This is a genomic window from Dehalogenimonas alkenigignens (assembly GCF_001466665.1).
Classification (GTDB): domain Bacteria; phylum Chloroflexota; class Dehalococcoidia; order Dehalococcoidales; family Dehalococcoidaceae; genus Dehalogenimonas; species Dehalogenimonas alkenigignens.
Genome location: NZ_KQ758903.1, coordinates 1,463,044 through 1,487,633 on the forward strand (window position 1 = coordinate 1,463,044; position 24,590 = coordinate 1,487,633).

At 60.4% G+C, this 24,590-nt stretch carries 25 protein-coding genes; 19 read left to right on the forward strand and 6 right to left on the reverse strand.

Annotated elements, in window-relative coordinates; all coding sequences use genetic code 11:
- Positions 1-39: 39 nt before the first annotated feature.
- The 8 genes from DEALK_RS07640 to DEALK_RS07675 all read left to right on the forward strand — a co-directional run bounded on the left by DEALK_RS07640 (position 40) and on the right by DEALK_RS07675 (position 7,878).
- Positions 40-1,563 (forward strand): R3H domain-containing nucleic acid-binding protein, encoded by a 1,524-nt coding sequence (locus DEALK_RS07640; RefSeq protein WP_058439646.1) that lies wholly within the window; start codon positions 40-42, stop codon positions 1,561-1,563.
- A gap of 2 nt (positions 1,564-1,565) precedes the next feature.
- Positions 1,566-2,192 carry a dTMP kinase gene (tmk, locus tag DEALK_RS07645; RefSeq protein ID WP_058439647.1) on the forward strand — a complete coding sequence of 209 codons (627 nt, stop codon included), beginning with the start codon at positions 1,566-1,568 and terminating at the stop codon, positions 2,190-2,192.
- Positions 2,193-2,196: 4 nt separating this feature from the next.
- Complete coding sequence (gene mnmA, locus DEALK_RS07650) at positions 2,197-3,231, forward strand: tRNA 2-thiouridine(34) synthase MnmA (RefSeq protein WP_133240187.1); 1,035 nt, start codon at positions 2,197-2,199, stop codon at positions 3,229-3,231.
- Positions 3,228-3,869 (forward strand): ribonuclease HII, encoded by a 642-nt coding sequence (locus tag DEALK_RS07655; RefSeq protein WP_058439649.1) that lies wholly within the window; start codon positions 3,228-3,230, stop codon positions 3,867-3,869. The genes mnmA and DEALK_RS07655 overlap by 4 nt, the downstream gene beginning before the upstream one ends.
- The gene (locus DEALK_RS07660; protein WP_058439650.1) at positions 3,866-4,225 is read left to right on the forward strand and encodes a YraN family protein; all 360 of its coding nucleotides are present in this window, start codon (positions 3,866-3,868) and stop codon (positions 4,223-4,225) included. Before DEALK_RS07655 ends, DEALK_RS07660 begins: the two co-directional genes overlap by 4 nt.
- A gap of 80 nt (positions 4,226-4,305) precedes the next feature.
- Positions 4,306-5,154, forward strand: coding sequence for a thiamine phosphate synthase (locus DEALK_RS07665; RefSeq protein ID WP_058439651.1), 849 nt, complete (start codon positions 4,306-4,308; stop codon positions 5,152-5,154).
- 12 nt (positions 5,155-5,166) lie between these two features.
- Positions 5,167-5,826, forward strand: coding sequence for a translin family protein (locus tag DEALK_RS07670; RefSeq protein WP_058439652.1), 660 nt, complete (start codon positions 5,167-5,169; stop codon positions 5,824-5,826).
- A 6-nt stretch (positions 5,827-5,832) separates the two neighbouring features.
- Positions 5,833-7,878 carry a sodium-translocating pyrophosphatase gene (locus tag DEALK_RS07675; protein ID WP_058439653.1) on the forward strand — a complete coding sequence of 682 codons (2,046 nt, stop codon included), beginning with the start codon at positions 5,833-5,835 and terminating at the stop codon, positions 7,876-7,878.
- Here the strand turns inward: DEALK_RS07675 and DEALK_RS07680 are convergent.
- Complete coding sequence (locus DEALK_RS07680; RefSeq protein WP_058439654.1) at positions 7,875-8,516, reverse strand: MBL fold metallo-hydrolase; 642 nt, start codon at positions 8,514-8,516, stop codon at positions 7,875-7,877. The two genes, DEALK_RS07675 and DEALK_RS07680, sit on opposite strands and share 4 nt — an antisense overlap.
- Positions 8,517-8,713: 197 nt before the next feature.
- Here DEALK_RS07680 and DEALK_RS07685 point away from each other — a divergent pair, with 197 nt between their 5' ends.
- The 4 genes from DEALK_RS07685 to DEALK_RS07700 all read left to right on the forward strand — a co-directional run bounded on the left by DEALK_RS07685 (position 8,714) and on the right by DEALK_RS07700 (position 13,029).
- Positions 8,714-9,259, forward strand: coding sequence for an RNA-binding protein (locus DEALK_RS07685; protein ID WP_058439655.1), 546 nt, complete (start codon positions 8,714-8,716; stop codon positions 9,257-9,259).
- An 89-nt stretch (positions 9,260-9,348) separates the two neighbouring features.
- Complete coding sequence (locus DEALK_RS07690; protein WP_058440099.1) at positions 9,349-10,644, forward strand: glycine--tRNA ligase; 1,296 nt, start codon at positions 9,349-9,351, stop codon at positions 10,642-10,644.
- Between the two features lie 172 nt (positions 10,645-10,816).
- Positions 10,817-12,052: a metallophosphoesterase family protein gene (locus tag DEALK_RS07695; protein ID WP_058439656.1), complete on the forward strand. Its 1,236-nt coding sequence runs from the start codon at positions 10,817-10,819 to the stop codon at positions 12,050-12,052.
- Positions 12,053-12,231: 179 nt separating this feature from the next.
- A complete protein-coding gene (locus tag DEALK_RS07700; RefSeq protein ID WP_244881597.1) occupies positions 12,232-13,029 on the forward strand; it encodes a pseudouridine synthase in 798 nt (265 codons plus the stop codon).
- Between the two features lie 7 nt (positions 13,030-13,036).
- Here DEALK_RS07700 and DEALK_RS07705 read toward each other — a convergent pair whose 3' ends face one another.
- The 3 genes from DEALK_RS07705 to hpt all read right to left on the reverse strand — a co-directional run bounded on the left by DEALK_RS07705 (position 13,037) and on the right by hpt (position 16,014).
- Positions 13,037-13,723, reverse strand: coding sequence for a phosphoribosyltransferase (locus DEALK_RS07705; protein ID WP_058439657.1), 687 nt, complete (start codon positions 13,721-13,723; stop codon positions 13,037-13,039).
- Positions 13,724-13,793: 70 nt separating this feature from the next.
- Complete coding sequence (gene ade / locus DEALK_RS07710) at positions 13,794-15,482, reverse strand: adenine deaminase (RefSeq protein ID WP_058439658.1); 1,689 nt, start codon at positions 15,480-15,482, stop codon at positions 13,794-13,796.
- Complete coding sequence (gene hpt, locus DEALK_RS07715) at positions 15,454-16,014, reverse strand: hypoxanthine phosphoribosyltransferase (protein ID WP_058439659.1); 561 nt, start codon at positions 16,012-16,014, stop codon at positions 15,454-15,456. Before hpt ends, ade begins: the two co-directional genes overlap by 29 nt.
- Positions 16,015-16,147: 133 nt before the next feature.
- On the opposite strand from hpt, the gene DEALK_RS07720 reads away from it, so the two are divergent.
- Both DEALK_RS07720 and DEALK_RS07725 read left to right on the forward strand, forming a co-directional pair.
- The gene (locus tag DEALK_RS07720) at positions 16,148-17,065 is read left to right on the forward strand and encodes an ABC transporter ATP-binding protein (protein ID WP_058439660.1); all 918 of its coding nucleotides are present in this window, start codon (positions 16,148-16,150) and stop codon (positions 17,063-17,065) included.
- On the forward strand, positions 17,062-18,144 hold the full coding sequence (locus DEALK_RS07725; RefSeq protein WP_058439661.1) for an ABC transporter permease: 1,083 nt from the start codon (positions 17,062-17,064) through the stop codon (positions 18,142-18,144). The genes DEALK_RS07720 and DEALK_RS07725 overlap by 4 nt, the downstream gene beginning before the upstream one ends.
- Before the next feature lie 55 nt (positions 18,145-18,199).
- Here the strand turns inward: DEALK_RS07725 and queA are convergent, their stop codons facing one another.
- Positions 18,200-19,237 carry a tRNA preQ1(34) S-adenosylmethionine ribosyltransferase-isomerase QueA gene (gene queA / locus DEALK_RS07730; protein WP_058440101.1) on the reverse strand — a complete coding sequence of 346 codons (1,038 nt, stop codon included), beginning with the start codon at positions 19,235-19,237 and terminating at the stop codon, positions 18,200-18,202.
- 83 nt (positions 19,238-19,320) lie between these two features.
- On the opposite strand from queA, the gene surE reads away from it, so the two are divergent.
- The 5 genes from surE to panC all read left to right on the forward strand — a co-directional run bounded on the left by surE (position 19,321) and on the right by panC (position 23,315).
- On the forward strand, positions 19,321-20,112 hold the full coding sequence (surE, locus tag DEALK_RS07735; RefSeq protein ID WP_058439662.1) for a 5'/3'-nucleotidase SurE: 792 nt from the start codon (positions 19,321-19,323) through the stop codon (positions 20,110-20,112).
- 244 nt (positions 20,113-20,356) lie between these two features.
- Positions 20,357-21,226: a Rossmann-like and DUF2520 domain-containing protein gene (locus DEALK_RS07740; protein ID WP_058439663.1), complete on the forward strand. Its 870-nt coding sequence runs from the start codon at positions 20,357-20,359 to the stop codon at positions 21,224-21,226.
- Positions 21,223-21,600 (forward strand): aspartate 1-decarboxylase, encoded by a 378-nt coding sequence (gene panD / locus DEALK_RS07745; protein WP_058439664.1) that lies wholly within the window; start codon positions 21,223-21,225, stop codon positions 21,598-21,600. Before DEALK_RS07740 ends, panD begins: the two co-directional genes overlap by 4 nt.
- 49 nt (positions 21,601-21,649) lie before the next feature.
- Positions 21,650-22,495, forward strand: a complete 846-nt coding sequence (gene panB / locus DEALK_RS07750; RefSeq protein ID WP_058439665.1) for a 3-methyl-2-oxobutanoate hydroxymethyltransferase — start codon at positions 21,650-21,652, stop codon at positions 22,493-22,495.
- Positions 22,482-23,315, forward strand: a complete 834-nt coding sequence (panC, locus tag DEALK_RS07755; RefSeq protein ID WP_058439666.1) for a pantoate--beta-alanine ligase — start codon at positions 22,482-22,484, stop codon at positions 23,313-23,315. Before panB ends, panC begins: the two co-directional genes overlap by 14 nt.
- Here the strand turns inward: panC and DEALK_RS07760 are convergent.
- Positions 23,302-24,546, reverse strand: coding sequence for an MFS transporter (locus DEALK_RS07760; RefSeq protein WP_058440102.1), 1,245 nt, complete (start codon positions 24,544-24,546; stop codon positions 23,302-23,304). The genes panC and DEALK_RS07760 overlap by 14 nt on opposite strands.
- Positions 24,547-24,590 lie beyond the last annotated feature (44 nt).

Genomic DNA, 24,590 nt, shown 5'->3' on the forward strand with positions numbered 1-24,590 from the left:
TAGTAGAATAATGCCGGATACTGCTTCACGGAGGCGTTATTGCCGAACCAGATTACGGACGACCTGGGAACCCTGCTCGATATGCTGCCGCCGGAAATCCGGCGGCCGCTTGGCCAGCAAACCGATTTAGCCCAGCTGCTTGAAGTTGTCATGGATCTCGGAAGGGTGCCGGAGGCACGGTTCCCCGGCCGGGAAATCATCCTCCGGCCTGAAGAAATCTCCGAAGAGGACATTGATTACGTCACCGCCCGTGTCAGCGCCTTCGGCGGCGACAACCGCGCCGGCATCGAACGCACATTACACCGCATCTCGGCCATCAGAAACCGAAAAGGCAAAATCATCGGCCTCACCTGCCGCGTCGGGCGGGCGGTGTTCGGGACGATTAAGATCATCGAGGACCTGATTCAATCTGGCAGCAGCGTCCTGCTGCTGGGCAGGCCGGGCGTCGGCAAGACCACCATGCTGCGGGAAGTTGCCCGTGTCCTGGCCGATGACTTAAAAAAGCGCGTCGTCATCGTCGATACGTCCAACGAGATAGCCGGAGACGGCGATATTCCCCACCCGGCGATCGGCCGCGCCCGCCGCATGCAGGTGTCCGAACCCGACCGACAGCACGCGGTGATGATCGAAGCGGTTGAAAACCACATGCCGGAAGTCATCGTGATAGACGAGATCGGCACCGAACTTGAAGCTTTAGCCGCCAGGACCATCGCCGAACGCGGCGTGCAGCTGGTAGGCACCGCCCACGGCAACACCCTGGAAAACCTGATGCAGAACCCGACACTGGCGGATCTGATCGGCGGCATCCAGGCGGTAACCCTGGGCGACGAGGAAGCCAGGCGGCGCGGCACTCAAAAAACAGTCCTGGAGCGAAAGGCGCCGCCGACTTTTGATATCATCGTCGAAATTCAGGAAAGAGACCGGGTGGCGGTTCACGGCAACACCTCAGAAGCGGTTGACGCCATCCTGCGCGGTATCCCGGAAGCGACCGAGATCCGTTCCATCGATGACAACGGCCTGGTCACCACCACTTCAGCCCAGCCGGATACCGATCATCCCGAACGAGCCCACCGCCTGCCTTCGGCGGCGGCGGTGGACACACCCAGACTGTATCTCTTCGGGATCAATCGAAGCCGCCTGGAACAGGTCGCTGAAGAGATGCGGGTCAATCTCAACATCACCGAGCGCCTGGGCGATGCCGGGATGCTGGTCACCTCAAAGAATTATTTCCGCCGCCGGCCGCAGCGAATCCGGGACGCCGAGGCGCACAACCTGCCGGTCTACGTCCTTAAGAGCCATACCCCCGCCCAGTTCCGCCAGTTCCTCGGCATGCTGTCCCGCCGGGAGCCGGAGATAGCCCAGGAATCCGGCGCTTTGGATCAGGCGATAATGGAAGCTGAAGAAGCGGTACACCGGGTCAAAAGCGGCAACGACAAGGTTGAGTTATCGCCTCAGGGCGCCTACATCCGCCGGCTGCAGCACCTGGTTGCCGAACGCGCCAACCTGAAATCGGGCAGCGAAGGCCGCGAGCCCAACCGAAGGGTCAACATCTTCAAGGAGTGACGATGCCCCTGTTTATCACCTTTGAAGGCGGCGAGGGCTCCGGCAAGAGCACTCAGGCCGGATTATTGACCAGGCGCCTGGAGGCTCAAGGCGTCAGCGTCTTATTGACCTGCGAGCCGGGCGGCACCGAGTTAGGCGACCGTATCTCAAATCTGCTCAAATGGGGCGACGGTATCTCCATCAGCCCGATTGCCGAGCTGATGTTATTCAATGCTTCCCGGGCCGAACTGGTAAGCCGGGTGATCAAACCAGCCCTGGCCGCCGGTAAAACGGTGGTCAGCGACAGGTTCGCCGACTCATCGCTGGTATATCAGGGCTACGGCCGGGAGTTGTCTCTTGCCTCTGTCAGAGCTGCGTCATCAATCGCGGCTCAAGGGTTAATACCGGACATCACCTTCTTGCTGGATGTCCCGACCGAACATGGTTTCGCCCGGAAAGGGTCGGCCAAAACTGATCGTATCGAACGAGAGCACGCCGATTTCCACCGCCGGGTTCGCGACGGCTACCTGGCAGCGGCTCGGGCTGAACCCGACCGCTGGGTCATAATCAACGGAACGCTGCCTGAAGCAACCGTCGCCGGCCGCATATGGCAGGCCGTGCAGGCAAGACTTTCACAACGAACTGGATAGTTGAGTGATCAAACCCCAGGCAATAGCCGCGATGAGCGGCGGCGTGGACTCCTCCGTCAGCGCCATGCTCCTCAAACGAGCCGGTTTCTCCGTTCTCGGCCTGACGATGCGCCTCTTTGGCCAAACACAGGAAAAAGCCGCCGAGCGCGCCGCCGCGGTGGCTGAATACCTCGGCATCGAACACCGGGTCATTGATTTCACCGAGGAATTCCAATCCAGTGTTATCGAATATTTCTGCGCCGAATACGCCGGCGGGCGTACGCCGAATCCCTGTGTTGTCTGTAACCGGCAAATCAAATTTGGCGCCCTGCTGGAGGCGGCTGATTCACTCGGCATCAGGTACCTGGCGACCGGGCATTATGCCCGAATCGAGCCGTCTGCCTCGGGCTACCGCCTGCTCGAGGCCGCCGACGGCGCCAAAGACCAGTCATATTTCCTGTACAGTCTGAGCCAGCGGCAGCTCGGCCGGGCCCTTTTTCCACTCGGCTCTTTGTTGAAATCACAGGTGCGGGAGCTGGCTGAATCAGCCGGGCTGCCGTCATTCCCAAGCGAAAGCCAGGATATTTGCTTTCTCGGCGGTCAGGATTACGGCTCGTTTCTGTCGAGCCGCGTCGATGCCGCGCCGGGTGAAATCGTCGAACCGGGAGGCAAAGTGATCGGCAGGCACCGCGGGCTGATTCATTATACCGTGGGCCAGCGCCACGGCCTCGGCATATCTTCACCGGTGCCGAAATTCGTCCTCGGGGTTGAGCCAGCGGCCAACCGGGTGATTGTCGGTGAAGAAAAGGATCTTTATCGACAGAGGGCCAGGATTCAGGATGTCTCGTGGATCAACGGATCCCCCCCGCTGGACGCCTCCCGATTATCCGTCAGGATCCGCTACCGGATGCGGAAAGTACCGCTGGAGTCTTTCGAGGTGTTCCCCGACCGGACGGCGGCGCTCGGCTTTTCTGAGCCGGTGCGCGGCGTCACGCCGGGGCAGTCCGCGGTGATATACCGCGAGGGTGAAGTTCTGGGCGGGGGCATTATCTGCGGATGAAGACCGGCAGTGACAGATATCCGGAGTTCAGGGAGGAAAACCTGTTCCGCGCCCAGGGAATCAGCCTCATCGCGGGCGTGGATGAAGCCGGCCGCGGCTGCCTGGCGGGCCCGGTGGTCGCCGGCGCGGTCATCCTGGCCAAGCGGCGCCGCTGCGGGTGGCTGAAGGATGTCAGGGACAGCAAACTGCTGCCGCCGGAAGCAAGGGAGGAACTGTTCAAGGCAATTGTCACCGATTCTTTGAGCTTTGGCGCCGGCATCGTCTCCCATTGCTACATCGATGCCCGGGGTATTGTTTCAGCTACCAGGCTGGCGATGAAGCTGGCGGTTGAAAGCTTGTCGGTGCCGCCGCAGGCGCTGCTGATTGATTTTCTCACCCTGCCGGAAATCGCCTGCCCCCAAAAAGGGATCGTTGACGGCGACGCCAAATGCGTTTCAATAGCCTGCGCCTCAATTGTGGCCAAAGTGACCAGGGACAGGCTGATGACGCGCCTGGACCGCCGGTTTGGCGACTACGGTTTTTTGCGGCACAAGGGCTACGGTACGGCCGACCATTTTGAACGACTGGATGCCCTCGGGCCTTGTTCAATCCACCGGCGGAGTTTCGCGCCTGTCTCGGACTTGCGAAGGTTATTGTGAAACGGCAGCAAACCGGCCGGCTGGCGGAATCACTTGCCCGGGGTTTCCTGGAACAGGCCGGTTACCACATAATCGATACCAACTGGCGTTGCGTGGAAGGCGAAATCGACATCGTTTGCCGCGACGGCGATCAGACGGTCTTCGTCGAGGTCCGGGCAAAATCATCCGCTGAATTCGGCACCCCGGCCGAATCTATCGGTCACCGTAAACAGGCAAGGCTGATCGCTGCGGCCGAAACTTATTGTGCGGAGCATGCAATATCAGAAAACTGGCGGATTGATTTTATCGGCATCGAGTTCCGGTACGGCGGGCACCGGACCGAGCATATCAAATACGCCGTTTCCGGCCGAGAATGATGTGTTTTTGCCCGCAATTTGACGTCTGTGTTAGAATCATACGTTCAAATCCGCGCCGAACCAAATAATCCGGAGATATTTTGGCCACTTTTCCCCAGAAGACGCTCAGGATAATCGACGCCAACCTGGACCGCGCGACAGAGGGCCTGCGGGTGCTTGAAGACATCGCCCGGTTTGCGCTTGATTCTGAACCGATCTCCCAGGAGATGAAGGCACTGCGGCATTCACTCCATCAGGCGTTCGATGAAGTAAAATTCGAATTGATCTCGTCCCGCGACTCCCCCGGCGATGTGGGACAGGGCAGCGCGTATCCAAAAGAAGCGGCGGACAGCCTGGTTGACACCGTTATCGCCAACAGCCGGCGGGTGGCACAGTCTCTCAGGACGATCGAGGAAATTTTACGTTCAACGGATAAGAAAATCTGCGCATTGGACGTTGAGGGAGCGCGGTTCCGCGTCTATGCATTGGAAAAAGAACTGGTTTCAGAATTATGCCGTAAAACGAACCGGGCGCTGGTCGGCAGGCTGTATGCCAGCGCCGACAGCCGAGAAACTGTTTATAAAGCGGTAGAGATGGAGCCTTCAGCGATCCAGCTTAATCCCTCCGGTCAATCAAGAAGGGACTTCTGGGAACTGGCGGCCGGGTGCCGCGATATCTGCGCCGAGAAGAAAATCCTGTTCTTAATCGGGGAGAGGATCGACGTCGCGGCGGCGGTCAAAGCCGACGGGGTTGTCATCGGGCGCGACTCTCTGCCGGTGAAGGTGATCCGGGAACTGTTGGGCATAAAAAGCCTCATAGGTTTTATTGCGCATGATGCCGGTGAGGCGCTGACGGCTCGAGACGCCGGCGTAGACTTCTTGATCGACACCGGCGGAGGGGGCATATCCGAATTGGAGACTCCTGACCTTCCGGTCATCAAGGCTTGTTGAAAGGGTATCGAGGTGGAGAATTTAACACGGAGACTGGATGACATAGCCGAATCCATCAGAGCTTCGTTCAGGGAAAAGGATGCCGCCCGTGAGAAGGCGCTGCCCGGCTGCCGTGAAGCTATCCGTCATTGCTCGGAGTCCATCCGGGCGATCCACCGTCAAGAGTTCGACAACGCTCATGATTCGCTGAAAAAAGCCAAACTGCTCATCGATGAAGCAGAAATCACTATCGATGCCTGCGAAGAACTCTCCAATACCGCCTTCTTCCGGGATGCCCAGAAGGAATACGCCGAGGGCTCCATCACCCTGGCGATCATCACCGGTACCGAAATCCCAACCCCCGAAGACCTGAAGATCGATTCCGCTGCCTATTTAAACGGCATGGGCGAGGTGACGGGCGAACTCAGGCGGTACCTGCTGGACGGGCTGCGCCGCGGCGATATGTCAAGGGCGGAGGGGCTTTTATCAGTCATGGACGCCATTTATGAAGTACTGGTAACGATGGATTTTCCGGATGCCATCACCGGCAACCTGCGGCGGACTACCGACATGGTCCGGGGCATTCTGGAAAAAACCCGCTCCGACCTCACTCTGTCCCTGCAGCAGAAACGCCTGGAAGAAAAGCTGGGCGCTTTCCAGGATTCCATCGGAAAAAATAACACGGGGGGATAAGCACTTATGGATCCAGTACTAATCGCACTTGGATGCGGCGTGCTCGGGCTGGTGGTTGCCTATTTTCTGGCGAGGTTCGTTCTGAGTCAGGATGAGGGCAACGCCCGCGTCCGGGAAATCGCCGCGGCGATCAAAGAAGGCGCTCTGGCATTCCTAGGGCGCGAATATCGAGTCCTGGCTGTTTTTGTGGCCATCGTCACTCTGGTGCTGGTATTCGTTCCCGCCCTCGGCTGGAAAGTGGCGCTGGCTTTCGTTTTCGGGGCCATTTGCTCCGGCCTGGCGGGGTATGTGGGCATGACCATCGCCGTCAGAGCCAATTCGCGAACCGCCGCCGCCGCCGCAAAAAGCCTCAACCACGGATTGAAAGTGTCCTTCCGCGCCGGGTCGGTCATGGGCATGACGGTTGTCGCCATCGGGTTGCTGGGCTTATCGTTACTCTACTTTGCCTTCAGCGAAGACCCGTCGTTCCTCGCCATCATACCGGGTTATGGCTTCGGCGCGTCATCGGTAGCCATATTCGCCCGCGTCGGCGGCGGCATCTACACCAAGGGCGCCGACACCGGGGCCGACATCGTCGGCAAGGTCGAGCAGAGCATACCCGAGGACGACCCGCGCAACGCCGCGGTTATCGCCGACTTCGTGGGCGATAACGTCGGCGACGTGGCCGGCATGGGCGCCGATCTTTTCGAGTCCTACGTCGATTCCATCATCGCCACCATGGCTTTAAGCACCATCGCCATTTTTTCAACCCGGCTGGGCGAACCGCTGATTGTCGGAACGGACCCGGCCGCCGCTTTCTGGCTGCCGATGCTGGTGGCCGCCGGCGGCATCCTGGCTTCAATTGTCGGCATTTTTTCAGTCCGCGTCGGCGAGAAACTTGAAATGAAGGCCCTGCTCAACGCCTTGCGCCGGGGTACTTATATCGCCGCCGGGCTGTCCCTGGTGTTTTCGTTCATCGCCGTCAGCTTCCTGGCCGATATCCGGCTGTTCGTGGCCATCGTCGCCGGCCTGGCCGCCGGGCTGGCCATCGGTGAAAGCACCAATTATTTCACCTCTTACGTGTATAAACCGACTCTTAAAATCGCCGAGGCGTCCCAGACCGGCGCCGCCACCAACATCATTGCCGGGTTCGGCAACGGCCTCATGAGCACCGCCCCGCCGGTGCTCTTCATCGTCATCGCCGTGGTGGTAGCCTACAATTTCGGCGATATTTACGGAGTCGCTTTAGCCGGCGTCGGCATGCTGGCGACGCTCGGCATCCAGGACGCCACCGACGCCTACGGCCCGGTGGCTGACAACGCCGGCGGCATCGTCGAGATGGCCGGCATGCCTCATGAAATCCGCGAGCGCACCGACGCCCTGGATTCACTGGGCAACACCACCGCCGCCATCGGCAAGGGTTTCGCTATCGGTTCGGCCGGGCTGACCGCACTGGCGCTGCTGCTGTCCTATACCCTGGCCGTCGGCATCACCCCGTCGCAGATTTCCTTGCTGGACCCGCACGTGCTGGTCGGCCTGTTCCTGGGCGGTTTATTGCCCGCGGTTTTCTGCGCCATGACGCTCCAGGCGGTCGGCAAGACCGGCGCGTCTATCGTCAACGAGGTCAGGCGGCAGTTCCGGGAGATTCCCGGCCTGATGGAAGGCACCGGCAAGGCGGAATACGCCAAGTGCGTGGACATCTGCACCCGCGAGGCAATCCGCCAGATGATCCTGCCCGGGGTGGTTACCGTCCTGGCACCAATCACCGTCGCCTTTATCTTCGGCAAGGTGGCGCTGGGCGGCTTTCTCATCGGCGCCACCGTCACCGGCTTCATCCTGGCGGTGGCTTTCAGCAACGCCGGGGGCAGCTGGGACAACGCCAAAAAATGGGTGGAGACCGGCGCCTACGGCGGCAAAAAATCGCCGGCGCACAAAGCGACGGTCATCGGCGACACCGTTGGAGACCCGATGAAGGACACTTCCGGCCCGTCGCTGAACATCATGATCAAGCTGGTGTCCATCATCTCACTGGTACTGGCTCCGGTGATTGCCGACATGACCGGCATCTTCTAACGGCACTCCCGCCGCGGCGGGTTCACCAGGTAAGGGTTGCCCCGGCGTTCGGCTCCGATAGTGGTATCGGGGCCGTGGCCGGGGTAAACTTTTATGCAGTCGTCGAGGGCCAGCAGGCGGCAGTTCAGGCTGTCAATCAGAGTGCCGTAGTCGCCGCCGGGCAGATCGGTGCGGCCGATGCCCATTTCGAACAGGGAGTCGCCGGTGAAAACGACATCCTGGCCGTAGAGGGCGATGCCGCCGGGGGTATGACCCGGCAGGTGCAGCACGGTGAAACGGAGGCCGCCGACGGCGATGTCTTCCCAGCCCTTGAGCAGGACGTCCGGCGGCGGCACATTCTGATGCGCCAGTCCGGCCATGCGGGCTAAAAAGCCGTCGTTGAGGCTGGCGGCGTCGGCCTGGTGGATCATAAGTTTGGCGCCGGTGGCGGTTTTGACCGCGCCGGAGGCCGAGACGTGATCGAAGTGGCCATGGGTCAGGACGATGTATTTGACCTTCAGGCCCAGCTTCTCGACGCGTTTCAGGATTACGCCGGCGTCGGCGCCGGGGTCGATGACCATACCCTCTTTAGCGGACTCATCGGCGACGAGGTAGCAGTTGGCCTCGATGGGACCCACGACCAGGCGTTCGATGATCATGCGTTTTAACCTTCCTTAAACCTGATTTGTATATTGTAATTGATTCTCAATATAACGGTATATTTTCTGGCGGGCGAAACGTGCCGCGCCGCTACGCGCGCTTTGTCCCCCCGTCTGGATTCCCGCCTCCGCGGGAATGACAAACTGAAGGGGGCACTGCTTTTAACACCCGCCTGATTCAGGTAGAATAACCTGCGATGGAAAACCGCCAACAGAACGCAACCCCGGAGCCGCTCAAGTTCCGCCTGAAGTTTATCGGCCTGCCGCTGGCGGTATTGCTGCTGACGGCGGCGATGGCGGCTTTCTTCTACGGCGGGCTACCGGATGAGGTCTTTTACCGCTTCGATACCGCCGGCGAGCCGTCCGGCGACGCCATCGCCAAATCTTCGCTGGTAATGTTGATGATTGGCATCCAGGCCGTCCTGGTCATCGTCGCCTGGCTGGCCACCCGGTCGGTGGGCAATGTCCAGCTTTTCCGGGACAACGTGGGCAACTTCTGGTTCAGCCCGACGCGGCTCCTGACGCTGATGGGCAACATGCCGGCCATCATCCAGCTCATCCTGGCTTACGTTCTGGTCGACGCCGTGTACTACGCCGGCAACGCCGGCCACCTCATGCCGCTGTGGCTTTTCGCCCTGATCGTCCTGGTTGCCGGCGGCGTATTGATACTCATCTACGGGCTGCCGATCGTCATCCAGGCGTACAAGGGTTTCAGCACTATCGAGGAGAAGAAGAAGGAATAGAGTTACCCCTGCCGTTAATCCTCTGCCCGCAGGGGAGAGGAAACAAGAAAAGGAGCGTTCACTTGGCCGAGCAAACCAACCCCGTCGAAATGGATAAAATCATCAACCTGAGCCGCCGGCGCGGCTTCGTGTTCCAATCATCAGAGATCTACGGCGCGCCGGGCGGCTGCTGGGACTATGGGCCGCTGGGCGTCCTGCTCAAGAACAACGTCAAGCAGGCCTGGTGGCAGTCCATGGTCCAGGAGCGCGACGATGTGGTGGGCGTTGACGCTTCCATCCTGATGAACCCGAAGGTGTGGGAGGCATCCGGCCACGTCGGCGGCTTCTCCGACCCTATGCAGGACTGCCTGAGCTGCAAGATGCGCTGGCGGCCGGGTGACTTCGAGGGCGCGGTCTGCCCCTCCTGCGGCGGCAAGCTGACCGAGCCGCGGCAGTTCAATTTGATGTTCAAGACCTTCATGGGACCGGTGGAGGACTCCGCCGCCGTGGTCTACCTGCGGCCGGAGACAGCCCAGGGCATATTCGTCAACTTTGAGAACGTCTTAAACACCACCCGCAAGAAGCTGCCTTTCGGCATCGCCCAGATGGGTAAGAGCTTTAGAAACGAGATCACCACCGGCAACTTCATCTTCCGCAGCCGGGAGTTCGAGCAGATGGAACTGGAGTATTTCGTAAAGCCCGGCACCGACGAGGAATGGCACGCCCACTGGCTGAAGGCGCGCCTGGAGTGGTACACCAGCCTGGGCATGAAGAAGGAAAACCTGCAGATGCGAGCTCACTGCAAGGACGAGCTGGCGCACTACGCCAAGGCCTGCTCCGACATCCAGTACCTATTCCCGATGGGCTGGAGCGAGCTTGAGGGCATCGCCAACCGCCAGGACTTCGATCTGAAGCAGCACTCCCAGTACTCCGGCAAGAACCTGGAATACTTCGACGAGGAGACCAAGGAACATTTCACGCCCTACGTCATCGAGCCCTCAGCCGGAGTGGACCGGTCGGTGCTGGCCTTTCTGCTGGACGCCTACACCGAGGAGCCGGACAAGGATGAGACGCGCACCGTCCTGAAGCTGCACCCGCGCCTGGCGCCGTATAAGGCGGCAGTCCTTCCCCTGTCCAAGAAAGAGCCGCTGGCCAACCTGTCCAAGGAGATCTACGCCTCCCTGCGCAAAGCCTGGATGGTGACCTACGACGAAGCCCAGAGCATCGGCCGGCGCTACCGGCGGCAGGATGAGATAGGCACGCCGTACTGCATCACCGTGGACTTTGATTCCCACAACGACAGGATGGTCACGGTGCGCGAGCGCGACAGCATGAAGCAGGACCGGATTCCGATAGAGGAGATCAAAGCGTATTTGTTCCCGAGGTTGAAGGGGGAGGGGAAGTAGGTGCGGCAATCCGAAGCACGAATATCGAAATACGAAACAAGCACGAATGACCAAATTGCAAAATTCAAGATGAGCTGTCCTGAAGGGTGGAATTAAGGTTCTTCGCTTTGCTCAAAAAGACCCAATAGTATGGGTACCCGGATCCTCCGCTTTCGCGTAGGATGACAAAACGATGAGAATTATCCACTTCGCTGACCTGCACCTGGGGGTTGAGACCTACGGCCGCCCCGACGCGGCCACAGGCCTCGATACACGTTTGCTCGATTTTCTGATCGCCTTTGACAAGCTGGTGGACTACGCCATCGCCGAAAAGGTTGACCTGGTGCTCTTCTGCGGCGACGCGTTCAAGAGCCGCGACCCGTCGCAGACGCAGCAGCGGGAGTTTGCCCGCCGCATACGGAAACTGGCGGACGCCGGCATACCGGTGTTCCTGCTCACCGGCAACCACGACCTGCCGGCGACATCCGGCCGCGCCACCTCCACCGAGATCTACGACACGCTACGGATACCCAAGGTGACTGTCGCCAGCCAGGCGAAGGTCCACACCATCGAGACGGCCTCCGGGCTGCTGCAGGTGGCGGCGCTGCCATGGCCGAGAAAGAGTACACTCGAAGGCAAGGCGCAGGGCGAAGGGCAGAACCTTTCGTCCGAAGAGCTCAAGGCCAAAGTCGAGGCGGCGATGTCGGCCAGGATACGACAGATGGCGGACTCGCTCGACCCGATGCTGCCTTCGATCCTGGCGGCCCATATCTGGGTTGACGGCGCGGCGACGGCGTCGGAGCGCAAGTTCATCCTGGGGTCGGAACCTACTGTTATGTTAAGTAATATCGCCCTGCCCGCCTTCGATTACGTGGCTTTGGGACACCTGCACAAGCGCCAGGAGCTAACCCAGAACCCGCCAGTGATTTACAGCGGCAGCCTGGAGCGGCTGGATTTCGGCGAAGAGAGGGACGACAAGGGGTTCTACGTCATCGAGTTTACAAAGGACGGCGGGCGGAAGCATACCGACTACCATTTCCACAAACTCGACGGGCGGCGGTTCCTGACGCTGGAAAAAACCCTCTACGAAGGAGAACTTGATCCGACTTTATCGGTCTTGAAAATGTTAACCAACCGCAGCGACGATATTGCCGGGGCTGTTGTACAATTGAAGTTGAAGATGCCGGAGCCGGTCGCTCCCCTGCTGCGGGAAGCCGAGATCAAGAACGCTCTCAAGGACGCTTATTACTTCGGCATCGCCCGCGAGGTTGAGCGGCAGGCGCGCAACCGGCTGGGGGCGGAGCATGATGAATCTCTGACGCCGTTGCAGGCGCTGGATAAGTACCTGGCGATGAAAGGCGTATCGGAGGCGAGAAAGAAGGAATTGATGAGTAAAGCGGCGGAGTTGATGGCGGAGGTGGAGTCATAAAGCGCGAATCAGCCCCCAAAAGGCATATCGGGTTCCCCGCCGGCGCGGGGAGCGAAAAGAATAGCCAACCCCGGGGGCGGCAGCAGGCCGGCCCGATGCCGGCGCGAGACGGTTTAAGACCTGGCGCGGCAAGCCCAGGGCAAATTATTTCTCCTCTTCGGCGAGCTCCTCAAAGCAAAGTGGAGGCTTTCTCCCCGCAGCGGCGGGCGGGCGGGCGTTTATCCGGGCCGCGGCCGAAGCGGCCGGCGGGTAAAATCCCAGGATCCGCTTCAGGGCCGCCGACCCTGCTCAAAACGCTGCGGGACGCGGGGCTGGGATCCCGGCGGGACCTGGCGGAGGCGATCAAAGCGGGGCGGGTCAAGGTTAACGAGGCGATTGCCGAGAGCTACAGCCTGCCGCTCAAGGACAGCGACAGAATAGTCTTCGACGGCCGGGAAGTCCCCATTGCCAGGCTACATAAGATCTACCTGGCGCTTAACAAGCCCGCCGGCGTCATCACCACCACTGAAGACGAGCAGGGCCGCCAGACGGTGCTCGATTTGTTGCCTGAAGAGTATAAAAAATACCAGTTGTTTCCCGTCGGGCGGCTGGACGAGGATACCACCGGGCTGGTGCTTTTAACCAACGACGGCGCGCTGGCCTACCGGCTGACTCACCCGCGTTTTGAGGTGGAAAAGGAATACCTGGTGGCTATCGACAAAGCGCTTTCGGCCGAGCAGATCGAGCAGATCGAAGCCGGCATCGAACTCGATGACGGCCTGAGCGCGCCGGCCAGGGTTAAACCGGTCATCCACCCGCCCTACAACTACCGCATCATCATCCGCGAAGGCAAGAAGCGCATCGTGCGGCGGCTGTTCGCCGCGGTGGGGCAGCAGGTCAGGGAACTAAAGCGCATCCGCATCGGGCGGCTGAAGCTGGACAACCTGAAAGAGGGTTCGGTCAAGCGGCTGACGGGCGCGGTTGCCCACAAAATTTAGGAAAACGTTACCCCCTGGTTTTGAACCGCCTCATTTCCCATTCCTTCAGGCACTTCAGGCCTTCGTCGTCGGAGACGGTGTTCCAAAAGCGGTAGTAGTAGGAAACATAGAACTTGGGCACCAGCGCTGTTTCCACCGTCACAATCCGGTCAGCCACTTTCTCAACTTTGCGCACCGCCAATTCCGATGCCACCGGTACGGCAACGATAATCCGCGCCGGGCGGCGGCGGCGGACTGACTCCACCGCGGCCATCATGGTGTAGCCGGAAGCCAGGCCGTCATCGACGATGATGACCGTCTTGCCGGTAACGACCGACAGGGGCCGAGTTCCCCGATAGAAGATGCTGCGCTTCTGAATTTCGTTGCGGACGCCGGCCACCTGGTAGTTGATTTGCGACGGGGTCAATTTCAGGTCACGCACCAGATCATGGTTCAAAATAGTCGTCCCGTCATCAGCCACGGCGCCGAAGCCGCCTTCCGGCCGCAGCGGGATGGGAATTTTTCGGGAGATAACGACATCCAGTTCAGCGCCCAGGGCAAGGGCTACCTGCAGGCCTATCGGCAGGCCGCCGTTGGGAATGGCCAAAACGATCGTCGCTTCGTTTTTATAAGCGGAGAGCTTCTCGGCCAGCTGCCTGCCGGCGTCAAAGCGGTTTTCAAAGATTGGATCACGGTTGGCTTGTCTGTAGACCATGAGCGGAATCCTTCTTGAATACTAATTAAGACATCCGAGCTTTTTTCGCCGGGCTCCGGCTGACACTGGATCAGATCAGCTTGAAGGCAGCCACGTCTACCATGCCCTTATCGGTGATCTTGAGTTCCGGGATGACCGGCAAGGCTAAGAAAGACAGAGCGGCAAAGGGGGCGGTCAGCCTGGCGCCGATGTCCCGGGCGGCGGCCTCCACCGCTTCGAAGCCCTGGATGACTTTATCCAAAGGTTCCGAGGACATCAGGCCGGCAACGGGCAGCGGCAGCGACGCCAGGACTCTGCCTCCTTCGGCCACGGCCAACCCGCCGCCTATGCCAACGACCGCCTGGACGGCGGCGCAGATATCATCATCGGAGGCGCCGACGCAGACGATGTTATGAGAGTCGTGGGCTACCGAGGATGCCAGCGCGCCCCGCGACAGGCCGAAGCCGCTGACCAGGCCTTTGCCAATATTGCCGCTGGCGCGATGCCGCTCGACGACGACGATTTTAAGGATGTCACGCTCGAAGTCCGGCACTGATTTGACCGCTTCCCGAAGGTAGCGGGTGACAATCTGGCCGGGTATGACCCCGATAACCGGCACCGTCTCCGGCGACAGGTCCAGGGCGAGGTCGGTCGCCGCCAAGGGGGCGACGTTCATGCTCCGGCGCAGGCGCGACGGGGCCCGGCCCCGGGGCTTGAATAAAGCTTCGCCGTTCCGGGCGACGAGTTTGCCGCGAAAGTAAACGCGTTCGATATCGAAGGCTTTAAGGTCGCCGGCGACGACGAAGTTGGCCGCGTAGCCGGGAGCGATGGCCCCGGCCTGCCGCAAGCCGAAGTACTCCGCCGGGTTGATCGTCGCTAATTGAATGGCCCGCACCGGGTCCAGGCCCAGGGCGATGGCTTTGCGGACGACGGCGTCCAGATCGCCGTCACGTTTGAGATCGGAGCAGGAACGATCGTCAACGACAAACATGCAACGCTTGTAAGTCTTTTCGGTCACCAGCGGCAGCAGTTCAGCCAGGTTCTTCTCCGTCGAACCCTCCCGGATCATGATGCGCAAGCCGCGGGCCAGTTTCTCACGGGCTTCCGCCAAACGAGTGGATTCGTGGTCCGAGCCGATGCCCGCCGAGATGTAGGCGTTCAGGTCGCGGCCGGAAAGCCCCGGAGCGTGACCATCGATGATCTTACCTTCCGATGCCTTAAGCTTATCAAGGACTACCGCGTCGCCGAAGAGAACGCCGGGGAAATTCATCATCTCACCCAAGCCGATAATACCGCCGCGCTTCAGCAGACGGGTGATCTCTCTGGAGTCGACCGCCGCCCCCGAGGTCTCCAGGTGAGTGGCCGGGACGCAGGACGGCGCCATAACGTACATATCCAGCGGCAGCTTTGTGGCGGCTTTAAGGATATACTTGATGCCGTCCAGGCCGATAACATTGGTCAGTTCGTGCAGGTCGGTGACCACGCCGGTGGTGCCGCGGGCGACGACGGCCCGGGCATACTGGCCGACATCGAGCATCGAGGACTCGATATGGGTATGGCCGTCGATTAAACCGGGCAGCAGGTACCTGCCGCCGAGGTCGATGACCTCTCTGGCCCGGGAATAATCGCCGATACCGGCGATAACGCCGTCGCACACAGCGACCGCGGCTTTCTCGATCTCGCCGTTAAAGACATTGACGACCCTGGCGTTCTTCAACAGGAGGTCGGCCGGCTCCAGGCCGCGGGCAACGCTAATCGTTTGAGGCAAGCTGTCCTTCAACGGGCGCCTCCTCCAGGGTGTAGATTTGCGGCAGGTGGCGGTAGCGCTGGGCGAAGTCCAGACCGTAGCCCACCACGAACTTGTCCGGTATGGCGAATCCGGCATAGGCGATCTCGACCCCGACCCGATGCCGGGCGGGTTTAACCATCAGGGCGCACACCCTGACCGAGGCCGGGCTGCGGGCGGCGAGGAACTTCAACAGGGCGTCAAGACAAAGGCCGGTATCAACGATATCTTCAACAACCAGGACGTGGCGGCCCTCGATAGGCGCTGCCGGAAAGGCTGTCACCTCGACTTCGCCGCAGGAGGTTACTCCATCGCCGTAGGACGACAGTCCGATGAAGTCAATCTCCACCGGAATGGTCAGCTCCCGGATGAGGTCGGCCAGAAAAATGACCGCTCCTTTGAGCACCCCGACGACCAGCAGATCTTTCCCGGCGTAATCAGCGGCAATACGCTTCGCTAGCGCGCGCACCACGGCGGCGATATCCTCACGGGAATACAAAAGCCTGAGGTCAAAGCGGCCGGTCACGGCTCCAAATTATAGACATCAGACCAGTATATGTCTACCCAAAAGGCTATATTCCTCGATTAAATCGCGTGTTATAATAACCCCGTTTTGTATCCTGAACGCAAACGGCCGACCGACCTGCAAAGGAGCTAGCGTGGTTATCAAAGTTGAAAACCTGGTCAAGGTCTACGGCCCGATTCGGGCCGTGGACGGCATCAGTTTCGAGGTCCAGCGCGGTGAAGTTTTCGGCATGCTCGGCCCGAACGGCGCCGGCAAGACAACAACCGTGGAAATTATCGAAGGGCTTCGTAGGGCTGATTCCGGCACGGTGACCGTGCTGGGCATGGACTCGGAGCACGCTTCGATGGCGATCAAACAGCGGATAGGGGCGCAACTGCAGACGCCGTCCCTGATGCCATCACTCACGGTCGAGGAACTGCTGGATGTTTTTGCCGGCTTTTACGACCGTTCGCTGCCTATAGACGAACTCCTGTCAATGCTGTCATTGACCGAAAGCCGGAAAGTGGTGGTAAAAAACCTCTCAGGCGGCCAGCTGCAGCGCCTTTCGGTGGCCATGGCGCTGGTCAACGATCCGGAGATTGCCTTTCTGGATGAGCCGACGACAGGCCTCGACCCGCAGGTGAGGCGCGGCATGTGGCAGGTAATCGAAGATATGAGAGCCAAGGGGAAAACGATCTTTTTAACGACCCATTACATGGAAGAGGCAGAGCGGCTGTGCGACCGCATCGCCATCATTGATCATGGCAAGATCATCGCCCTGGACACGCCGCGGGGTTTGATCAACGCCAATTTCCGGGATAAAGCTGTTCAATTTGAACTCGAACCCAGACCGGAAACGGAGGAATTGCTGGCGTTTCCAGGAGCCACCAGCGTTGCTTCTGACCTGAACGAAATCGTCATCTATTCCGACGATATCCCGGCCACCATGTCCGCGACCCTCAAGTACGCCGAAAGCCGGGGCATCACCTCCTCACTCAAAGACCTCCGCGTGCGAGAGGCATCCCTGGAGGACGTATTCCTGAAACTCACCGGGAGGAAAATCAGAGAATGACCGCTTTCAACAAGCTCCTGGTAGCCAATTTCAAACAATTCATGCGGGACAAAACCGCGGTCTTCTTCACTTTCGCTTTCCCGCTGATTTTCATTTTCCTTTTCGGCATGGTTTTCGGCGGCGACAATATGGTCAACTACAACATCGGAGTGGTGCGGCAGGATGATTCAACCACCGCCGTTCACATCAGCGAAGCCCTGCACAACGTGCCTATTTTCACCATCACCGAAGGCGATTTGGAGACGACTCTGGATTCCCTGAAGAGCGGCGACCTGGCCGCGGTGGTGGTCATTCCAGCCGGATTGGATGCGACGATTGGTTCCGGCGCCGCCGCGGCGATCACCCTTTATCACGACCCGTCCCAGACCACGACAGGGCAAGTCATCATTCCGGTGCTCCGGCAGCTGGTGGATGAATTCAACCGCCAGATCACCCAGGCGCCGGTGGTATTAACCCTGACTGAAGAGTCCATCCTGGCAGCCAACCTCAGTTTCATCGATTTCTTCGTCCCCGGCATCCTGGCGATGTCCATCATGCAAAGCGGCCTGTTCGGTGTACTGCCCCTGGTGGAATGGCGCGAAAAGAAGGTGCTGAAACGACTTGGCGTGACGCCGCTGACCCGCGGCGTCGTCGTTGCCAGCCAGTTGATCTTCCGCCTGGGGATTGCCGTCATACAGGCGGCGATAATCATCGGCGTTGCCTATGCCGTCTTCGGCGTGCCGGTCCTGGGCAACTGGTTCTTGCTCATCGGGCTGGTCATGCTGGGGACTCTGCTGTTCATCGCTCTGGGTTACGTAGTCGGAGCCAGAGTCAAAACCGTCGAAGGCGCGACGCCTATCGTCAACCTGATTTCATTTCCGATGATGTTCCTGTCCGGCGTCTTCTGGCCGGTGGAAATGATGCCTGATTTTATCCGGCCGGTAATCACCGCCTTGCCGCTGACTTACCTCGGCGACGCTTTCAGGCAGGTGATGGTAAATTCGCCGCCGCTGTATTCTATGGGCATAGACATTGCCGTCATGGTTGCCTGGCTGGCGGCATGCATGTTCCTGACCGTCCGTTTTTTCAAGTGGGAATAATCTTCCAGCAGAAAAAAAGACCGACCTAAAAGGTCGGCCTTTTTTTGCCTGGCGGCTAAATAATCAGCATGCCGTCGCCGAAGCTGTAAAAACGGTACTTCCCGGCGACGGCGGTGTCGTAGGCTGCTTTCAAGCTGTCCCAGCCGGTGAAAGCCGCGGCCAGCATCAGCGGCGTACCCCGCGGCAGGTGGAAATTGGTCACCAGCCGGTCAACCACCCGGAACTCGAAACCGGGTAGGATGAACAGTTCCACCCAGCCCTCGAAAGGTTTCAGCGGCAGGCCGTTTTGTCCGGCCGCCCACTCCAAAGTCCGCACCGCGGAGGTGCCGACGCCGAAAACCCGCCCCCCGGAAGCCTTTACCTCAGTAATGGCGGCGGCCGTTTCCGGCGGCAATACGGCGTACTCCCTATGGATGGGGTGTTTCGAGGGGTCTTCTTCCTTGACAGGGCGGAAGGTATCCAGCCCGATGTGCAGGGTCACGAAAAGAAGTTTCACTCCTTTGGCCTCGATAGCGGCCAGGAGTGACGGCGTGAAATGCAGCCCGGCTGTCGGCGCGGCGACCGAACCCGCCACCCGGCTGTAGACAGTCTGATAACGCTCCGCCTCCGATCCGGATAACTGATGCCGGATATATGGCGGCAGCGCCAAGATGCCCAGTTCGTCCAGGCGGGTCTCATCGGATATCCGGACGGTCGCGGTGCCGTCCTCGGCTTTATCCAGCAGTTCCAGAGTGGCTCCGGCGGCAATGCCCGACCTGTCGTAAAGCTCAACCACGGCTCCGATACCCAGGCGTCTGGCCGGTTTGATGAGCGCCTGCCACTCTCCGGGGGCGCGGCGCAGGAGGAGCAGCGCCTCGACGCGGGCGCCGGTATCTTTTTTACGGCCGAACAGCCGGGCGGGAATCACCCGGGAGTCGTTGAAGACCAGGGCGTCGCCAGGTTGCAGGTAATCGATGATGTCCATAAACCGGCGGTGCTGGATAGCTCCGGAAAGGCGGTCGAGGACCAGCAGCCGCGAACTGTCGCGGGGCTCGGCCGGAGTCTGAGCAATAGATTCGGACGGCAGGTGGTAGTCGAAATCAGAGGTTCTCAAAGCGGTCAATTATAACGGTTCGGCGGCTTTCACCGCCACGGCATGGTTTACCCTTTGGTGCCGATGTGTTATCCTAACCTCCCGTGAAAATACTCATCTCCAACGACGACGGCATCCATTCCGCCGGGCTGTGGACGCTGGCCAGCCATCTCGACGCCATAGGCCAGGTTACCATTGTCGCGCCGGACCGGGAGCAAAGCGCCACCGGCACCTCGCTGACCCTGCGCCACCCGCTGCGCGTCGGTAAAGTGGCCTCGCATATCGGCGGCATCGAGTGCTGGGCCACCGAGGGACTTCCCGGCGACGCGGTGATCCTGGGACTGGAACGGGTAATGGAGAAGCCGGTCGGCCTGGTGGTCTCCGGCATCAATAACGGCCCAAATGTCGGCGACGACGTCCTGATATCAGGCACCGTCGGCGCGGCGCTGCAGGCGTATCTGAGAAACATCCCGGCCGTCGCCGTGTCCACCTTCAACATCGAGTCGAACAACCACGAGACCCCGGCCCGCCTGGCGGCCATCATCGCCGCCGACATTGCCGCCGGCCGCCTTTCCGGCGATATTTTCCTGAACGTCAATGCCCCGGACATACCGCTTGATCGGATCAAAGGCGTCAGGCTCTGTCACCTGGCCCACAAGACCCACATCGACACCGTCAAGGAAGGCCACGACGGCCGCCGCGAGTTCTACTGGCTGATGCGCCGCAAACTGGATTCCGAAGCCGCCGCCGGCACCGATATCAAAGCTATCGAAGATGACTGCGTCTCGGTCACCGAACTCCACGCCGACCTGTTCAGGAAATCGCCGATGCCCGGCCTCGAAGTTCTTTGCAACGAATGGTTCGGCAGGCTTACCAGTAGCTCAGTTTCCAGGTAGCAACTGGTGCATCCAGTCTCACATTCATCTTTCCACAAATGACCAGGTGTTGGCCGACCCGTCACGGTTCGACAAGCTAACCACGAACGGGCTTTTCTGCTCTCTGGTTTTACCTCGCAGGTACTCCTGGGATATAATAATAATATAAACAGTCCGCTTGTATCCTTCTTTTGAAGGAACGAGACGGCAATAGCCCGGGAGGAAATGCCTTCCCTGCTTTTGCCGGGGAGGCATCGGCGTTTTTATGACGGGCAGCGGTTTAAAGATCGGCATCATCGGCGCCGGAAAGGCGGGCACCGCCCTGGCCATGGGCCTGTCGCGGGCTGGCTACACTGTGGCCGCCGTCGCCAGCCGCAGTCCGGCTTCAGCCTACAAACTGGCTGACCGGCTGCCTTCAGCCATCGCCTTCGACAAGCCGCAAGGCATCTGCGAGGCGGCCGATGTGGTGTTCATCGCCGTTCCCGACGCGGCCATCGCCGGGACAGCCGCGGCGCTTACGGCCCGGCCCGGGATGATGGCCTGCCACGTCTCCGCGGCGACGCCGCTTGATGCCCTCGAGCCGCTAAGAGTGCAGGGAGCGATCACAGGCGTATTTCACCCGCTGCAGGCCATCGGCTCCCGCGCCGAGGCGGAGATTCTGCCCGGCATCACCTTCGCCATCGAAGCCGAGGAGCCGTTGAAGGCGCTGCTTCGTCAGATGGCTTCGCGGCTGGGCGGCCGCAGCGTGGAGCTTTCAGGCGCCGACCGGGTTTTGTACCATGCGTCGGCGGTCATGGCTTCCAACTACCTGGTGACTCTCGTCGCCCTGGCCTCCGGGCTGTGGCTGGGCTTCGCCAACCGGGAACAGGCCGCCAGAGCCCTGGTACCCCTCATCCGCGGCACGCTGGATAACATCGAGAATATCGGCATACCGGAATGCCTCACCGGGCCGATCGCCCGCGGCGACACGGCCACCATTAAACTTCACCTCGAGGCGCTCGTCGAAAATGCCCCGCAGACGTTGGATATTTATCGGGAACTCGGACTGGAAACCATACCCATCGCCGCCGCCAAAGGCGGCATAGATGAGGGACAAGCCACCGAACTCAGAGCATTGCTGGAGAAGAGACTATGAGAACGATGCTGAAGAGCAAGCTGCACCGGGCACGGGTCACCCGCTGCGACCTGGAATACGAGGGCAGCATCACCATCGACCGCGACCTCTTGAAAGCCGCCGATATCCTGCCGTTCGAGCAGGTGCAGGTGCTCAATTTGAACAACGGCGCCCGGTTCGCCACCTATGCTATCGAAGGCGAGGCGGGCTCAGGCGAGATAGGCCTCAACGGCGCCGCCGCCCGCTGCGCCTGTAAAGGGGATTTGGTCATCATTCTGACCTATGAACAGGTGGCTGAAGACCAGCTTCCCAGCCACATGCCGAAACTGGTCTACGTCGACGAAAAAAACCGGATTACCTCGGTAAAACAGGCTATCGGCGCGATTTCCTTTTAAGGTCCCCGATGGATTCCGGCTTTCGCGGGAAATGACGAAGGAGCCTCAGATGAGAACCACCGTCCAGCAGGTCAGGGACTACAAAGCCAGGGGCGAAAAGTTCGCCATGCTCACCGCCTACGACTATTCGACGGCGAAAATCGTCGACGCCGCCGGCATCCCGATCATACTGGTCGGGGACTCCCTGGGCACCGTGGTCCTCGGATATGAATCGACTATACCGGTGACCATGGACGATATGATCCATCACACCAAAGCCGTCGTCCGGGGCTCCAGTAAAGCCATGGTAGTGGGCGACATGCCGTTCATGACCTACCACATCACCATCGAAGAGACACTGCGCAACGCCGCCCGCTTCATCCAGGAGGCCGGAGCCCAGGCGGTCAAACTCGAAGGCGGCATCACCGTAGCCGACAAGGTTAAAAAACTGGTCGACTGCGGCATGCCGGTGATGGGTCATATCGGCCTCACTCCGCAGTCGGTCAACCAGCTCTCCGGCTACAAAGTACAAGGCCGGACGCCGGAGGCGGCCAGGAGGCTGCTGGCCGACGCCCGGGCTCTGGAAGCCGCCGGAGCCTTCGCCGTCGTCCTGGAAACGATGCCGTCCGAGCTTTCGGCCTATATCACTTCGAGAATCAATATACCCACCATCGGCATCGGCGCCGGGCCCGGCTGCGACGGCCAGGTGCAGGTCATCTCCGACCTGCTGGGCCTGTTCACCGACTTCGTACCCAAACACGCCGGCCGCTACGCCAGGCTGGCCGCCGACATCGCCGAAGCGGTGACGACCTACGCCAGCGACGTGAAGAGCGGGGTTTTTCCGGCCGCCGAACAGGGTTTCGACATGAATGAGGCGGTCATCGAAGACCTGCGGCGGGAAGATGAAAGTACTTAGGTCGATCGGCGCGATAAGGGATTACCGGAAACAATTGGCGGGGAGCGTCGGTCTGGTGCCGACCATGGGTTTCCTTCATGAGGGCCACCTGTCCCTGGTACGCCGGTCGAAGGCCGAGTGCGAGCATACTGTTGTCAGCATCTTTGTCAATCCCACCCAGTTTGGACCGGACGAAGATTTCGGCGCCTATCCCCGGGACACCGACCTGGATCTAAAGCTGCTTGAAAACAGCGGCGCCGACGCCGTTTTTTTACCCGGTGCCGGGGAAATGTATCCCCCCGGCACCGATATTTTCGTCGTGCCCGGAAAAATCGCCGACAGGCTGGAGGGTTCCGCGCGGCCCGGCCACTTCCGCGGAGTAGCCACCGTCGTCCTCAAACTGTTCAACTTGATCCAGCCGCAGCGAGCCTACTTCGGACAGAAGGACGCCCAGCAGACGGCGGTCATCAGGAAGATGGTCGCCGACCTTGACGTGCCGGTCGAAATCAAGGTCTTGCCCACGGTGAGGGAAAGCGACGGCCTGGCCATGAGCAGCCGCAATACCTATCTGAATCCGGCCGAGCGCAGCGCCGCCACGGTGCTCTACCGGTCATTGAAGCTGGCTCAGGAACTGATCAACGGCGGAGAGAAGGACGCCGAAATCGTCCGGCAACGGATGACAGAACTGATCTTGGCTGAACCGCTAGCCCGCGTCGATTATGTTTCGGTGGCCGACGCCCGAAGTCTCGAGGAACTGACCTTCGTCACCAGTCCGGTGCTCGTGTCGCTGGCTGTCCGTATCGGGCGGACGCGGTTAATCGACAACGTCATGCTGGCCTAGCCGGCTTGACCAGCACCCTCAATCCGAGCATCGCCAGGAACGCCAGCGCCGCGCCGAAGAAGAACGGGCTGGCGGGTGAAACCTCCTGCCACAAGAAACCGGCGATGAGGCTGGCAGGCAGCAGCAGCAGGCCCAGCACGCCGTGGTACAGACCGAAGGCGGTACCCCGCTTCTCCGGCGGCACCAGGTCGGCGACGAAAGCCTTAGCCACCCCCTCCACGATGCCGTAATAGACGCCAAAGACGGCGAACAGCAGCCAGATATGCCAGCTGGCGCCGGCGGCGGCGAATCCCAGATAGGCGGCGGCGTAGATGCCCCAGCCGATCATCATCAGGGTTCTGCGGCCCAGCCGGTCTGACAGAACGCCGGCCGGCGTCGCCGCCAGCATATAGGTGATGTTGAAGACAACCAGCATCAGGGTGACATCGAGGACGGAATTGCCGAGATTTTGCGCCCGGAGGATGGCGAAGAAGCTCGACGAATTGCCCAGGGTGAAGATGCCGAGCACCAGCAGGAACAGCTTGAAGTCCCGGCTCATGCCATTGACCGTATCGCGGAGGCCGGTCTTTTCGACCTCGACCCTTGCCGCCCGCTGAGGATCCTTGACCATGGCGGCCAAGATGACGACCGAGATGACGGCCGGGATGACGCCGATGACAACCAGCAGGCGGAAAGTGTCCTGGGTCAGATCGACACTGCCGCGCTGGGTCAGGTAGATGACCGTCGCGGCGATGAACAGGCCGAGGAAAGCCCCGGCCGAGTCCATGGCTTTATGAAGGCCGAAACTGCGCCCGCGTTCTTTTGGTTCGATCGAGACGGCGATGAGGGCGTCCCGCGGAGAGGTGCGCAACCCTTTGCCCAGCCGGTCTGCGAAGCGGATGCCCAGCACGGCGGTCCAGTGCCCGGCCAGGTACATGAACGGTTTGCCCAGCGTCGACAGCCCGTAGCCGGCTATCGACAGCGCCTTGTAGCGGCGCAGCCTGTCGGCCAGCCGGCCGGAATAAATCTTGACCAGGGCTTCGGTAGAATCCGACACGCCGCCGACCAGGCCGATTACGGACGGGGCCACGCCGAGGACGTTGGCCAGGAACAGCGGCACCAGGGTAAAGATCATCTCGGACGAGATGTCGGTGAAAAAACTGGTCAGGCCAAGATAGAAGACATTGGGGCGTACGCCGAGGATCTTTTTCGAGTCAGAGGCAGGTGGCACGGAGGCATCGAGATTCGGCATAGCCATATCTTAGCAGAGCCGAACCGGAGGCAAAATGGTGTAAA